Genomic DNA, 15,132 nt, shown 5'->3' with positions numbered 1-15,132 from the left:
TGAAGATCGGTGACAACGGCTATCATCGTCGCATGGCGATTAAAAGTGAGGGGTGTGTGCCGGCTACAGGAGGCGCGGACTCAAGTGTCGATGCAGCAGTTGCGCTGTTCCATAGTCTCTCGGACGCAACACGTTTGGCTATCGTGCGGCAACTGGCCGGCGGGGAGGCCCGGGTGGCTGACTTGGTGGCCGAGCTCGGTTTGGCGCAGTCGACGGTGTCAGCGCACGTGGGGTGTTTACGTGATTGCGGCCTCGTACAGGGCCGGCCGCAGGGCCGTCAGGTGTTCTATTCACTCTCGCGCCCTGAACTGATGGATCTGCTGGCGTCAGCGGAAACCTTGCTGGCAGCAACGGGTAATGCGGTCACGTTGTGCCCGAATTACGGTATTGCATCTGGGGTGGTCGGCGATGAGTGATGCGTGCGGCTGCGGCCATGACGAAGCCCCCGATGACGATGGAGCAGAAGCCGACCTCGCGCGGTGGTGGCAGGTCGTAGAGATCAGAGCTGCGATCGTTGCCGGGGCACTGCTCGTGGCAGCTTTGATCAGCAGCGTGGCCGAGGGACCGCAGTATGTGGAGCTGGGACTGCAAGTAGGTGCGCTGGTCATCGCCGGCTATACCTTTGTGCCTTCAACACTGCGCCGACTAGCCCGAGGCAAGATCGGGGTCGGCACCTTGATGACCATCGCCGCGGTCGGGGCGGTCGTGCTCGGGGAAGTCGGCGAGGCGGCCATGCTCGCTTTTCTGTTCGCGATCAGCGAAGGACTCGAGGAATACGCCGTTACCAGGACCCGCCGCGGCTTGCGGGCACTGCTCTCGCTGGTGCCTGACACCGCCACCGTGCGACGCGGTGGCCGTGAACTTGTCGTGTCCCCCACCGACCTCGTGGTCGGCGACACCATGATCGTCAAACCCGGTGAACGCCTTGCCACGGACGGCACGATCAGTTCCGGGCACACTGCGCTCGACACCTCGGCGATCACCGGTGAGTCGGTTCCAACCGAAGCGGGACCCGGTAGCGAGGTCTACGCCGGTTTCATCAATGGCACCGGCGTCCTGGAAGTGACGGTCACTGCTGCTGCACGCGACAATTCTCTGGCCAAGATTGTGCGGATCGTCGAGGCCGAACAGTCCCGCAAAGGCCAGGCCCAGCGGTTGGCCGACAAGATCGCCCGCCCGTTGGTTCCCTCAGTGATGATCGCTGCCGGTGTCATCGCCGGGGTTGGCAGTGCGCTCGGAGACCCGCGAGTGTGGGTTGAACGGGCCCTGGTGGTGCTGGTCGCTGCCTCGCCGTGCGCGCTGGCAATCGCCATACCAGTGACCGTGGTCGCCGCGATCGGGGCCGCCTCCAAACTCGGTGTCTTGATCAAGGGGGCGCCGCCCTCGAGGCGCTCGGCCGAATCCGTACCGTTGCGCTCGACAAAACCGGCACCCTGACCCGCAATCAACCCTCAGTCGTCGAGATCGCAACCACCGGTGGTGCCTCACGCGCCGAGGTACTTACCGTCGCTGCGGCGCTCGAAGCGCGCAGTGAACATCCCCTCGCCCGGGCGATTTTGGCCGCCGCTGACCCGGTCACTCCCGCCGACGACGTCGACGCGGTCACCGGCGCCGGCCTCGTCGGATCTGTCGAGGGCCACCCTGTTCGGCTGGGACGGCCCGGCTGGATCGAGGCTGGCGCCTTGACCGATGACATCGATCGCATGCAACGAGCAGGTGCCACCGCCGTACTCATCGAACGCGACGGCACCGTCATCGGCGCCATTGCCGTGCGCGATGAACTTCGGCCCGAAGCACCCACCGTGGTTGCTGGTCTACGCCGCGATGGCTACTCGGTGGCCATGCTCACCGGCGACAACGCGCGCACCGCCGCCGCGCTGGCCGAACAAGCCGGCATTGAGAACGTGCACGCCGATCTACGGCCAGAGGACAAAGCCCGCATCATCAACACGCTGCGCGCCCACCAACCCACCGCCATGGTGGGCGACGGCGTCAACGACGCCCCCGCTCTGGCCACCGCCGATTTGGGCATCGCCATGGGCGCCATGGGCACCGACGTCGCGATCGAAACCGCAGACGTCGCACTGATGGGCGAGGATCTACGTCATCTGCCTTCAGCTCTTACCCACGCCCGCCGATCACGCACCATCATGCTGCAAAATGTGGGCCTCTCCCTGGCCATCATCACCGTCCTGATGCCCCTGGCCCTGTTCGGTGTCCTAGGCCTTGCCGCGGTTGTCCTCGTTCATGAAATCGCCGAGATCGTCGTCATCGGCAACGGGGTGCGCGCGGGACGCACCACACGTCTGCACCTGCCCGACAACTCGACGACCACCGACCGCCCACTAGCAAAGACCACACAATGAACATTGACGACAACGCCGCCGACCACGATCAGTCGATCGTCACCGCATCAGCACAACGGCGGCGAGTCCTGGTCGCGGTCACTGCCACCTTGGCCGCCGTCGCACTCATCCTCGATCCCATCGCCCGCAACACCCTGTCCGACGGCCGAACCGTTGACCTCGGGTTGCTCCAACTCGACCTCGCCTACAACACCGGGGTCGCTTTCAGCCTCGGCAACCAGCTGCCCACCGCGGTGATCCTCGCCCTCACCAGCCTCATCACCCTCGGCTTTGCCATCTATGCCTGGCGCACCGCATCTGAGCAACGAACGCTGCAGACCGTCAGCTTCGCCGCCATTGTCGCTGGCGCCGCCGCCAACGTCATCGACCGTCTCCTCGACGGCAAAGTCACCGACTACTTCCATACCGGGTGGTGGCCCACCTTCAACCTCGCCGACACTTACATCACCTGCGGCGTAGTCGTCCTGGTCCTCACTGTTCTGTTCGAACCCGGCGCTACCCGCATGTCCGAGAACAACAACTAAATCGCTACTGGCCCACCACCTGGAGGGTCAGTGCGCCGCACCAGTGTTGTTCTGGCGGCGAATGAATTCGGCCATACCCGGAACGGTGAATGCCACAACTCCGCGTTCAGGCGCCCAGATCAGGCCTTTTTTGATACAGGCGTCGCGGTGCGGTGCCACCGACTGCATGGAGCTGCCCAGCGCTGTGGCGATCGCAGACGACCGCGGTTGATCGGTGCCGCTCACCGCCATGGCGTGTAAATACCGCCGTTCGGTCTCGGTCGCACGAAGCCACCGCGAGCTATAAAACCCGGCATCAAGAGAGGCGTGGCCGGTGCTCACCGCATCTTCGGCTTCAAGCAGCCTGAACGGTGATTCTGTTGCCGCACGCCACAATTCGTAGCCAAAGACTTGCAGGAAATACGGGTAGCCGGCACTGGCAGTGACCACATAATCAGCGGCCTCGTCGGAAACGGCCTGACCCAGCCGAGAAATCGGTGCGACGATGGCCGCCCGCGCCTCATCGTTGGACACAGGTCCGATGGTGCGGTAGTCAAATTGGCGTTCGGCGTAGGACCGTGCATCAGCTAGCACCTGGGGGAGGTTCGGAAGTCCCGCACCGACCACGAAGAACGGCCAGCCCCGTTGCGCGGCACGGTGCTGGGTTGCTAGCAACACTTGTAGCAGCGGCGCCTCGAGCTCCTGCATCTCGTCGACGAACAACCCGAATGCGTTGCCCTCCTTGCGGAGTTCATCGCACAACTCTTCGACGAGATCTTCGAACTCGACTCCCAATGATGCCTGCGACGGTGGTGCGGCTTTCGACACACTGACCCCGGTGCCGAATGCAGTCGCCGACACCGAAAACTCCTCGGTCATCGCCCGAAGCCGATCTGCAATTGCCCGTGCGAACTTGCGGCGCCTAAGCGCCCGGGTGACGTCTTTAGAAATCCGCCTACGCAGCGCTTCGGCGCCTTCCTGACTCGTCTGCGCTTCGACCTCCACAACGACCCAATCGTTGCGCCGCGCTTGGTCAGCCATGGTCGCCAGCAACGTGGTCTTGCCGACTCCCCGCAGTCCTTGCAACATCAGCCCCCGGTCATAGTGGCGTTGCTTGGCCCGGGCGACCAGCAGATCGAAACGCTCCAACTCCCGGGCACGACCCACCAGCTCAGGCGGACGAGTACCCGACCCGGGCGTGAAGGGATTGAGACCAGATTCCACCAGCAGACACTAGCAAAGTATCGGGGTGTATAACGCGGATTCTTATACGAGCCGATACGGCCTTAGCGTCCGCCCGCCCGCTTGCAGTACGTACCGGGCCGCCACCGCCGACATAAATCCTCCGCGCGGCAACTTCGGCTGGCCGAATATATAGTTTCGGCTAGCCATTAGACTGCGGGGCATCGAACAGGAGGGCGCTGTGGTGGCAACGAGTGGAGTGCGTCCCCGGCTGGCCCGGGTTCGGGTGAGTTCCACGCTGCTCGGGCCTGCTTTCGTCGCGGCAATCGCCTATGTCGATCCCGGCAACGTCGCATCGAACATCAGCGCTGGCGCAGAGTTCGGGTATTTGCTGGTGTGGGTCATCGTGGCCGCGAATGTGATGGCCGGGCTGGTGCAGTATCTGTCGGCGAAGTTGGGTGTGGTCACGGGCATGTCGTTGCCCGAAGCGGTGCGCGGCCGCTCTTCTCGTTCGACTCGGCTCGGGTATTGGGTACAGGCCGAGCTGGTGGCGATGGCGACCGATTTGGCCGAAGTGGTCGGCGGCGCCATTGCGTTGAACCTGTTGTTCGATCTGCCGTTGCTGGTAGGTGGGGTGATCACCGGGCTGGTCTCGATGGGGCTGTTGCTGGTGCAAGACCGCAGCGGCCAACGCCCGTTCGAGCGGGTCATCATTGGGTTGTTGGCAGTCATCGCGATTGGGTTCCTCACCAGTGTGGTCGTTGAACCACCATCGCCGGCAGCGGCAGCTGAGGGCCTCATTCCACGTTTCGAAGGAACCGAGAGCGTGATGCTGGCAGCGGCGATGCTCGGTGCCACGGTCATGCCGCATGCTGTGTATCTGCATTCGGGACTGGTACGGGACCGCCACGGTGTCAACGGGCCTGGACCACTGCGGCGACGACTGCTCCGGGTGACCCGCGTCGATGTGGCACTGGCCATGCTCTTGGCAGGAGCAGTCAACATGTCGATGCTCCTGCTAGCAGCAACCAACCTGCAAGGCAGAGACGACGTCGACACCATCGAAGGCGCCCACGAGGCCATCGGGGACACCCTCGGACCAGTCGTGGCATTGCTATTCGCATTGGGTCTTCTTGCTTCTGGACTGGCATCGACATCTGTCGGCGCCTATGCCGGCGCCATGATCATGGACGGGTTGCTGCAGCGCCGGATACCGATCGTGGTGCGGCGGCTGGTCACCTTGATTCCCGCCATCGCCATCCTTGCCGTGGGCATCGACCCCACCCAGGCCCTGATCGTGTCTCAGGTCATCTTGTCGTTCGGCATCCCCTTCGCCTTAGTTCCCCTGGTGCGATTTACCAGTGACCGCGCACTGATGGGTGAGGACACCAATCACCACGTCACCAGCTCACTCGCCTGGCTCACCGCGGCGGTGATCATTGTCTTGAATGTTGCCTTGATCTATCTCACTGTCCTGGGCTAAAGCAGCGATCGCTACCGCTCGACCACCGTGCACGGTTGCCGTGGCAGCAGCCCGCCTTCGCCCACACTGACGCTCCTGCACCGCCACTCCCGATGCTCGACCATCGGCGTCGACCATCGGCGATTTCTCCAGGTTCGCCCCGGTGCCTACGCTGATGGGATGAGCACACCGCCGGCCGATTCGATCAACGTTCGACGCGCGGCAGCAGCGAGCATCGGATGGGCGCTGGCCTGGGTCGGGGCCGCTGTGGCCATTGCGGTAACGGCCATTTCTGCCAGTACCGTCCTGGATCTAGTGGGGGTCGGCGATCCCGGCATTCTGACTCGCTACGGGCTGCCCGCGGTGCAGACCATCGGTGAGATCGGTGCAGTGGTCGCTGTCGGTGGAACACTGTTCGCCGCGTTCTTCGTCCCCCCACAATCAAACGGAATCCTCGACGTCGGCGGCTACCGCGCGCTGCGGTCTGCTGCTGTGGGCGCGATGGTGTGGATGGTGTGCGCACTGCTGATGGTCCCGTTGACCGTCTCGGACACGACCGGCTTCGCGATATCGGAAGTGGTGTCGGTGGACCGGCTGATCACAGCGGTCGGCCAGGTCGCCGACGCCCGATCCTGGCTCTGGACAGCGCTGTTCGCCCTGATGTGCGCGGTTGTTGCCCGGATCACGCTGCGCTGGACGTGGACGCTGGTCGCGTTCCCGCTGGCTCTGCTGACCCTGATGCCCACAGCCCTGGCCGGCCACTCCTCGACCGGCGGCAGCCACGACATCGCGACCAATAGCCTGATCCTGCACATCGTGGGCGCATGCATCTGGATGGGCGGTCTGTTCGCCGTCCTCGTTTATGCTCGCGGACACGGCCACTTCACCGCACTCGCGGTCCGGCGCTACTCCCGAATTGCCCTGTGGTGCCTGGTCGTCGTCGGAGCCAGTGGAGTCATCAACGCACTCATCCGGGTACACCTGGACCAATTGTTCAGCACCACCTACGGGCAGCTGATCCTGGTGAAAGTCGCAGCGCTGCTCCTACTGGGTGGTTGTGGTGCCTGGCACCGGCGCACCACTATCCCGGCGGTGACCAGCAACGGGGGTGACCGTCAACCATTGATCCGCTTCGCCGTCGTCGAACTGCTGATCTTCGCAGCGACCTTCGGGATCGCGGTCGGGTTGTCGCGGACACCGCCGCCAGAGAATGTGAATCCCGCAGACATGCCGGCGACCGAACTGATCCTCGGGTACAGCCTCGACCGAGCACCCACGTTCGGGGAGATCGTCGTCGGTTGGCGCTTCGATCTGCTGTTCGGCACCCTCGCGATCGTGATGGCCGCCCTGTACCTGCGGGGGTCTACCGGCTCCGCACACGCGGTGATGCCTGGCCGGTGGGACGCACCATCGCATGGCTGCTGGGTTGTGCCGCAGTGCTCTTCGCGACCTCTTCAGGCCTGGGCAAGTATGCTCCGGCACTGTTCAGCATTCACATGATCGCGCACATGATGTTGTCGATGCTGGCGCCGGTGCTCCTGGTCCTCGGCGGCCCGGTGACGCTGGCGCTGCGGGCCATTGCGCCGGCTGGCCGGTCCTCTCCCCCGGGCCCACGCGAGTGGATCCTGTCCCTGCTGCACAGCCCGTTCTCGCGGTTTCTGACCCATCCTTTGGTGGCGTCGGTGCTGTTCGTCGGTAGCTATTACGTGCTGTACCTCGGTGGGCTGTTCGACGTCCTCACCGAATACCATGCGGCGCACGTCGCGATGAATCTGCATTTTCTGCTCAGCGGTTACCTGTTCTACTGGGTGGTGATCGGGATCGACCCTGCCCCGCGGAGGCTTTCCCCGGTCGCAAAACTGGCGATGGTGTTCGGCTCGTTGCCTTTTCACGCTTTCTTCGGTGTTGCGTTGATGAGTACCGACAGCGTCATTGCCCGCACCTACTACAACAGTCTGATGTTGCCGTGGAACCCGGATCTGATGAGCGATCAGCGTTTAGGTGGAGGTATCGCATGGGCGGCCGGTGAAATCCCTTTGGTGCTCGTGATGTTGGCGTTGCTGGTCCAGTGGTCTCGCCAGGATCAGCGCCAGGCCACCGGCTTTGATCGCCGCGAGGATCGCGAGGGCGATGCGCAATTGGTCAGCTACAACGCGATGCTGGCGCAGATGGCCGGTACCTCAGCCGGCCCGGCGACCGTAACGGATTCGGCCGCTACCGCCGCTGCCACAGCGCCGCAGAGCCCGCCAGCGGCCACGCAGTCAGAAACCCCTGAGCGTCGCTAGAGTTGTAGGCCCAAGTGTTTGTCAACCACGTCGGCGAGTTCGTCGGTTGATTCGAAGACCTGCGGCAGGACTGCGGCCACGGTTCCATCGGCGCGTACCAGCACGGTGCAGGGATAAACCCGATCCCGACAGGGCCGCCGCGAGTCGGGCGTCGGTATCGACGACAGTCGGTAGGTGTACGCCGGTCTCGATCAGTAGATCAGTGACAGCAGCGGGTTTTGGGAACCCTCCTGTCCCTGGACGGTGAGCACTTGCAGGCGGTCGCCGGCTCGGGCGGCGAAGTCGGCAACCACCGGCAGCTCGGTGCGGCACGGTCCGCACCAGTGCGCCCAGATGTTGATCAGTAGCGGTTGCCCGGCTGTGGCGCCGCCGAGGTCCACGGTGGCGCCGTCGGCCAGACAGGACAGGACGATCCCGGTCAACACCGACCCCGGCGCGGGCGGGGTGCCATCACCGACTGGGCAGGGTTGCAGAGCCGCCCGCTCGCGGGCCTGGGCCATGTCCTGCGCGCTGACGTCCGCGTTGATGCCCGGCAGTGGCGCACTGGGGTTGACTCCCGGATCGACTGGCTCAGAGGCAGTCTCAGAAGCTCGCGGCCAAATCGCCACAATCATCGCCACAACGATGATGAGCGCCGCGATCGATGGCCGCAGGCATGACGATCATGTCCGCTGTTACGCTCTGAGCGGCGGAGGAGATGCCGCCAAGGGTAAGGGTAAGGGTAAGGCGGGTCCGGCGACCCTCGACGCACTCGACGAGATTGCCGGGCCCGTCGTCTCTGCCCCAGGCCACCACATCGCAAAGAACCACGGTGCTGCGCACGCTAGGTCGGACCCCTCAGGCGGCCGAACCATCAGTCGGCCACAGATGCCCGCGCGGCGCCGACCACGACGGGCAGTGCCGAGCAATTCGATCTCCCCATCGGCCTCACTTGTGGCAGCAACCGCCGACGACGGTGGCATCTGATCACTGCGCTCGCCGAAACACCACCACGGCAAGAATCAGACCAGCTAGCACCGGCAGATGACTGAGCATCCGTCCCACCGTCACCTGCCCCGCACTCGCATCGACGATGACATAACCCCCAAGAACCAACCCGAAAATACCCAGCACCGCGCACAGGCCCGCCGCAGCGATCGGCCAGATCCCGGCCACAATCATCCCCACAACCCAAAGCACCCGACCATGCCGTGGACTCGTTAAAGAAATGAGCCCCCGACATCACAGGCATGTGATGCCCGGCCGGCATCATCCCGAAATCGACACCAGCGACCTGGACCGCCGCAAGACCGGTCTGAATAGCGCCCACGGCCACCAAATCCATCCGCGCCCACTTGTTGATCGGGGCCCACGCCAACGAACGCCGCAGCGAGGTCGAGCGATGGCAGGGTATCAGGCCCGCGGCCGCCATAACAGCTGCGGCCGCACGCGGGTCAGGCTCGGCGAACGTTGCCCGCCGCAGCCGACGGACCTGGTCGTCAGCCAGGATGTACCAGGCACAGCACTGACGGCACGTTTCCAGGTGCTCATCGACCCGAACCGCAGGGACCGGCTCTCCCGCTCACCATCGAGCCGAGCTGATAGCGCCTCACGCGCCACATCACAATCCACCCCCATGATCGCCCCTAACCGCGCCCGTGCCCACACCGGGGCGCTGACGACACCGACTGCCGGCGGTGACATACGTGTGAAACAGCGCGTAGTTGTGAGACTCAGCCCGACGACCCTCACACACGGCGATACTTCGCCGAGTGACATGCCCGGCATGGATACAAAGGGCTCGTCCTCACCGCTCTGCTGGATCGCGGCATCACCCGCGTCTCCGACGAATCAACTAACCGCTTCTGGCCTACCCTGTGGGGTCAGTGCGCCGCACCAGTTTGTTCTGGCGGCAAATAAAATCGGCCGTGCCTGGGACGGTAAAGGCCACGACCCCGCGTTCAGGCGCCCTCAGATGAGGCCTTTCTTGATACCGGCGTCGCGGTGCGGTGCGCCGACTGCATGCATGGAGCGCCCGGCGATCGCGGAAGACGCGGTTTATCGGTGCCACGGGCATTGGAGGGAATAACGCTCGCCTCTATACATGGGTCAAATAACCCATGCCACGATATCGCCTCGGCCCTCGCGCGCGCGGACGCCGCCAGCACCCCGTCTCCATGGGAAGTGAACCATGGGAACGCTGGCCCAGCCTGGTGACTCTTCCAGCGGCTTAAACGTTAGGTTAGCGGTTCTTTCGAGCGCTGATTACTCGATACATCCCTATGCCCGTTGCCAACACGACGATGGCAAAGGCCATGGAGCCCCAGAGCCATGCACATTTTAAACCGTCAGAGCCGATGTGAGTCGGTGTCGACACATCTGCCAGTACCAAGTCAGAGGCAGACGGATCGCCGGTACGGCGCTGCCCCTCAACGGGTTGGCTCGTACCTTCTGACCCCAACTCCGCCACACTAAAGGTGAACTCCCCTGCTACAGACTCTCCAGCGGCTGAGTCGACACCATAGGTGACAGTGTATGCGCCGGGCTCGAGCTTTGAACGTACTTGAACAGTGACGAACGACTTATTGACCGCAGGCACCGAGATCTCGAGATTGCGCCCGACGGAGTCACTCAGCGTGATAACCGGCAGCCAGTGGCCTGATACTTCCTGGTCGAAGGCGAAATCAATCGATGACGGCGCCCGGTCAAGAACCGCGTTGGGTTGCGGATTAGTTGCCACGATCGAACTGTGCGCCGAAGCCGAGCCTGCATTAACAATGCAAACCAGAAGCGCGACCGCAGTGACCACCACACTCCGCTTGACCACCCATGAGAAGATCACGAACTCAAAATACTACGCCTGATAGTATTTGCGACAATCGGTGACCCTTCTCACTCAAAGATTCGTGAGACCGATGACCACCTCCGCAACTGCTGGCTTTGCATGACTGAATTGTCGCTCGCCTGCGACCAAGGGAGGCCACCATTGGGGTAGGTCGAGGGCGCGGCCTTGCAGTTTGAATGCTGAAGGCTGTCTAGGTGGGCAGTTGGTTCGGTAGTGCCTTGTCGGCTGGTCCGTCGACAAGAGCGTCCACCATCCGGGTGAAGTTTTCGCCCCATCCGGCTTGGTCGGTTCGGGCCAGCCCGGCCATTTCGACGGTGCATCGAGGATGCTCGGGTCCGGGTGTGGGTGTGATTCGAGCCCAGATCCGTCGGCGTTTGATCAGCAGGGAGATCAGCAGGCCGCCGAGCATGGCAATCGAGGACGCCAGCACCCATTTCTGGGCGGGATCGTGCGATACCTGCAGCGATACCCAGCGTTGGTAGCCGTCGAATTGGACGACTGTTCCGTCCGGCAGGCGGGTGTCTTGGCCGGCGAGGAGGTTGACGCGTTCTATTTTGAGGAGCCGGCCTTGGTTGATCATGTCGACGTTGAGGCTGTAAACATTTTGCGGTCGGCCTGTATCGAGTCCGGTGTCGCCCTGATAGATGTCGATGGCCACAGCCGGGTTGTCCGGGATCGGCCACGCCGAGGTCATCAAGCCGCCGTTGAAGACTGCGGTGGGTGCGAACAGTCCTTCCACGGCGATCTGTTTTGTCCGCCGCTCGTCCTCGTCGGGATACAGGCCAGCTGGCGTGTCGAAACGTGCTGCTCCACTAGACATCATTGTTTGCAGTTCGTCGGGCTGAAACGGGACGGTCTGGGTGCGGGTGCGGCCGTCAGGGAAAGTGACGGTGAACGTGGGCGCGAAGCCGTGGCCTAACAGGTAGACCCGATCGCCGGCCACGCGCAGTGGGTCGTTGACCTGGAGCGCTCGCTCGTTCCATTCATTCTTCGAGATCTCGTTGCCGCTCTGATATTTCAGGGTGGCGGTGTACATGTCGGGTTGTCCGGTCTCGAGGTAGCTGGCTTCAAACGCCTGCACCTGAATGCAGAACTCGTTGAGGCTGGTGCCGTCGACGAGATTGCCGGCTCGGAACGAGTCGTACACGGCAGTGGAGGTGTTGCACAAGCCTTCTTGCCCGTCGGCAACCAAGATGCGGGTGCCCTCGTAGCCGAACATCTTGCCCGCGGCGATCGCCACGAGCAGGGCGAGCAACGAAAAGTGAAAGACGAGGTTGCCGAACTCCCGCAGGTACCCTTTCTCGGCCGACACTTCCACTACAGTGACCGAACCACGCTCTGAGCCAGGCCCGTGCACCGTGCGCACCGTTGTGCGCCACCCTTTTAGCCGTTGTTGGATTAGGGCTGCGGTCTGCTCGGGTGTGCCATCGGTGTCGCGAACTTCGTGCCGTGGCATCCGTGCAAGGTTGCGAGGTGCGGCGACCGGCCGAGCCCGTAGCGACTTGGCATGTTCGGCGATGCGGGGGGTCAGGCATCCCACCAGTGAGATGAACAGCAAAGCGTAGATGGAGGTGAACCAGATGCTGGAGAAGACATCGAACATCTGAAGTCTGTCTAGAACGTCACCCACGGCGCCGTTGTCGGCGATGTACTGGGTGGTCTTCGTAGCGTTGAGGTCTCGCTGCGGCAGCAGGGCCCCGGGTACAGCAGCAATAGCGAGCAAGAACAGCAGTGCTAGGGCGGTGCGCATGGAGGTCAGTGACCGCCACAGGTTCCGGGCGGGCCAGAACAGGTAACGCTGCAAGTGCCGGGTCGCACGCTGGCGATCTGGCCGAGGCTTAATCAGTGTCGGCGTTGTCGTACTCACAGCGTGAGTCCGAGATGGGTATTGACTGCTTGGATCAACTCGTCCGTGGAGGCGAAGACCTGGGGCAGAACGGCAGCGACCGAACCATCAGCGCGCACAAGGACCGTCGAAGGATAGACGCGGGGAACACCCAGTGCGGCGGCCATCGCTGCGTCGGTGTCCACCACGGTGGGTAGATCCACACCAATGTCAATCAGCAAGTTCAGTGAAAGAAACGGATTCTGCGCGCCGTCGCTGCCTTGCACAGTTAGAACGTTGACGCGATCACCAGCAACGCGATCGAATTCGGCGAAGATCGGCAGCTCCTTGCGGCAGGGCGCGCACCAGTAGGCCCAAAAATTGATCACCCACATGGCGCCCGCGGTCGCGTTTCCGAGATCAACGTCCGAACCGTCCGACAAGCAGGGCACCCTCACACCTGCCAAGACCGAACTCGGGCGGGGTGTCTCGGTGCCCGATGGGCACGGGCTAAGGGCGGCCTTTTCTCGAGCGGCAGCCAGCTCTTCTGTGGGCACCTCAGCCTGCTCGCCGGGGAAAGCCTCCAAGGATTTAGTGCTGCCCGGGTTCGCCGCCGGACCCGGGTCTGTTGCATCACGCGGCCAAATCGCTGCTATCAATGCGAGCACCACAATTAGAGCGGCAACTGTCCACCGAGTTGATGAAGACGTTGCGAGCCTTTGTCGCATTACTTTTACGTATTCGGGTCGGTTGACGATTCGTGAGTGCCAACCGTGAGCGGTTCGCGGCGAGCCTCTTCTGTCTTCTTGCTGCCGTGTCCCTTACCGACGTGGGCTTCAGCGCGCATACGGTCGACCATGTGCGGGTAGTGCAGCTCGAATGCGGGACGCTCGGAACGGATTCGGGGCAGTTCGGTGAAGTTGTGGCGTGGCGGTGGGCAGCTGGTCGCCCACTCTAGCGAGTTACCGAATCCCCAGGGGTCATCGACGGTAACGACCTCACCATATCGGTAGCTACGAAACACATTCCACAGGAATGGCAGCGTCGATGCGCCGAGAATAAATGCACCGACGGAGGAGACTATATTCAGTGCGGTGAATCCGTCCGAGGCCAGGTAGTCGGCGTAGCGGCGTGGCATGCCTTCGTTGCCGAGCCAGTGCTGCACGAGGAATGTGGTATGGAACCCGATGAAGGTGAGCCAGAAATGGATCTTTCCAAGCTTTTCATCGAGCATGCGTCCGGTGATCTTGGGGAACCAGAAGTATATACCTGCGTAAGTAGCGAACACGATGGTGCCGAATAGGACGTAGTGGAAGTGCGCGACCACGAAGTAACTGTCCGAGAGCTGAAAGTCCAATGGTGGGCTGGCTAGCAGCACGCCGGTCAAGCCGCCGAACAGGAAGGTGACCAGGAACCCGATCGAGAACAGCATGGGGGCTTCGAAGGTGAGGTTTCCTTTCCACAGGGTGCCGATCCAGTTGAAGAACTTCACCCCGGTGGGTACTGCGATGAGGAAGGTCATGAACGAGAAGAACGGCAGCAATACCGCTCCCGTGGCGTACATGTGGTGGGCCCACACCGCCACTGACAGTGCCGCGATCGCCAGGGTGGCGTAGATCAATCCGGTGTACCCGAAGATCGGTTTGCGGGCGAAGACGGGGAAGATCTCTGAGACGATTCCGAAAAATGGCAGGGCGATGATGTACACCTCGGGGTGGCCGAAGAACCAGAACAAGTGCTGCCACAGAAGCGCGCCGCCGTTGGCGGGATCGAAGATGTTGCCGTCGAATTGCCGATCGAACTCCAGGGCCAGCAATGCCGCTGTCAACAGCGGAAACGCCAGCAAGATCAGCACACTGGTCACCAAGATGTTCCAGGTGAAGATCGGCATCCGGAACATCGTCATACCCGGCGCTCGTAGACACACCACCGTGGTGATCATGTTGACTGCCCCCAGGATGGTGCCCAACCCCGAAACCACAAGCCCCAAGATCCACATATCAGCACCAGGGCCCGGCGAGTGCACAGCGTCGGTCAACGGGGTGTAAGCGGTCCAGCCGAAGTCCGCAGCGCCGCCCGGGGTCATAAAGCCGGCCAACGCGACACTCGATCCGAACACGAAAAGCCAGAAGCTCATCGCGTTGAGGCGCGGAAACGCAACATCAGGGGCGCCGATTTGCAACGGCAGCACGACGTTCGCGAAGCCGATGACGATCGGGGTCGCATACATCAAGAGCATCACGGTGCCGTGCATGGTGAACATCTGGTTGTACTGCTCAGTGGACAGGAACTGCAACCCCGGTGCAGCTAGTTCGGTCCGAATCAACAGAGCCATCAATCCGCCGATGAGGAAGAACGCGAAGCACACCACCAGGTACATCACGCCTAGCGTCTTGTGATCGGTGGTGGTGAGCATCTTGTAGATGAACGACCCTTTCGGGCCGGTACGAGCCGGGAACGGCCGCGCCGGTTCCACTTTCGCTGGTTCGTCCAAAAGACTCATATGATCACCCAACTCACCGAGAACCAATCAACCGTCACACAGATACTATGCAGCATAGTAGTTAGGTGTACCAGCTCGGGGCAGGATCCAGACTGCATGGCCATCCCTAGTGAGGCTAACTACTAGCCCGGATAGTATCCGGGCTAGTCCACCCAGTACCACGTTCGCGGACGGCACCGAAC

Annotated in this window: 10 protein-coding genes and 2 pseudogenes; 5 read left to right on the top strand and 7 right to left on the bottom strand. The window is 62.6% G+C overall.

The window, feature by feature from the left end; genetic code table 11:
- Positions 1-32 precede the first annotated feature (32 nt).
- The 3 genes and pseudogenes from MVA47_RS01520 (at position 33) to lspA (ending at position 2,890) form a co-directional block, all read left to right on the top strand.
- Positions 33-416, top strand: coding sequence for a helix-turn-helix transcriptional regulator (locus tag MVA47_RS01520; RefSeq protein WP_030174610.1), 384 nt, complete (start codon positions 33-35; stop codon positions 414-416).
- Positions 409-2,366, top strand: a pseudogene (locus MVA47_RS01515) (heavy metal translocating P-type ATPase). Before MVA47_RS01520 ends, MVA47_RS01515 begins: the two are co-directional and overlap by 8 nt.
- Positions 2,363-2,890, top strand: a complete 528-nt coding sequence (lspA, locus tag MVA47_RS01510; RefSeq protein ID WP_033336192.1) for a signal peptidase II — start codon at positions 2,363-2,365, stop codon at positions 2,888-2,890. The pseudogene MVA47_RS01515 and the gene lspA overlap by 4 nt, the downstream one beginning before the upstream one ends.
- Positions 2,891-2,917: 27 nt before the next feature.
- On the opposite strand, the gene MVA47_RS01505 is transcribed toward lspA, so the two are convergent.
- Entirely contained in the window at positions 2,918-4,093 is a 1,176-nt protein-coding gene (locus tag MVA47_RS01505) for an ATP-binding protein (RefSeq protein WP_030174602.1), read from the bottom strand.
- Between the two features lie 202 nt (positions 4,094-4,295).
- Between MVA47_RS01505 and MVA47_RS01500 the strand changes: the two genes are divergently transcribed.
- Positions 4,296-5,534: an Nramp family divalent metal transporter gene (locus MVA47_RS01500; protein ID WP_030174600.1), complete on the top strand. Its 1,239-nt coding sequence runs from the start codon at positions 4,296-4,298 to the stop codon at positions 5,532-5,534.
- Positions 5,535-5,693: 159 nt separating this feature from the next.
- Positions 5,694-7,798, top strand: a pseudogene (locus tag MVA47_RS01495) (cytochrome c oxidase assembly protein).
- A gap of 191 nt (positions 7,799-7,989) precedes the next feature.
- Here MVA47_RS01495 and MVA47_RS01490 read toward each other — a convergent pair.
- From MVA47_RS01490 to ctaD, 6 genes are all read right to left on the bottom strand, one after another.
- Positions 7,990-8,412, bottom strand: coding sequence for a TlpA disulfide reductase family protein (locus MVA47_RS01490; RefSeq protein WP_247206390.1), 423 nt, complete (start codon positions 8,410-8,412; stop codon positions 7,990-7,992).
- Between the two features lie 352 nt (positions 8,413-8,764).
- Positions 8,765-8,959 (bottom strand): hypothetical protein, encoded by a 195-nt coding sequence (locus MVA47_RS01485; RefSeq protein ID WP_197038097.1) that lies wholly within the window; start codon positions 8,957-8,959, stop codon positions 8,765-8,767.
- Positions 8,960-10,019: 1,060 nt separating this feature from the next.
- On the bottom strand, positions 10,020-10,619 hold the full coding sequence (locus MVA47_RS01480; RefSeq protein WP_030174596.1) for a copper resistance CopC family protein: 600 nt from the start codon (positions 10,617-10,619) through the stop codon (positions 10,020-10,022).
- A 193-nt stretch (positions 10,620-10,812) separates the two neighbouring features.
- A complete protein-coding gene (locus MVA47_RS01475) occupies positions 10,813-12,372 on the bottom strand; it encodes a cytochrome c biogenesis protein ResB (RefSeq protein ID WP_081907091.1) in 1,560 nt (519 codons plus the stop codon).
- 113 nt (positions 12,373-12,485) lie between these two features.
- Positions 12,486-12,890, bottom strand: coding sequence for a TlpA disulfide reductase family protein (locus MVA47_RS01470; RefSeq protein WP_197038096.1), 405 nt, complete (start codon positions 12,888-12,890; stop codon positions 12,486-12,488).
- 290 nt (positions 12,891-13,180) lie between these two features.
- Complete coding sequence (gene ctaD / locus MVA47_RS01465) at positions 13,181-14,950, bottom strand: cytochrome c oxidase subunit I (protein ID WP_030174590.1); 1,770 nt, start codon at positions 14,948-14,950, stop codon at positions 13,181-13,183.
- Between the last annotated feature and the right edge of the window lie 182 nt (positions 14,951-15,132).

It is taken from the genome of Williamsia sp. DF01-3, assembly GCF_023051145.1.
Lineage (GTDB): Bacteria > Actinomycetota > Actinomycetes > Mycobacteriales > Mycobacteriaceae > Williamsia.
This window is presented reverse-complemented; position numbering and strand designations above follow the sequence as displayed.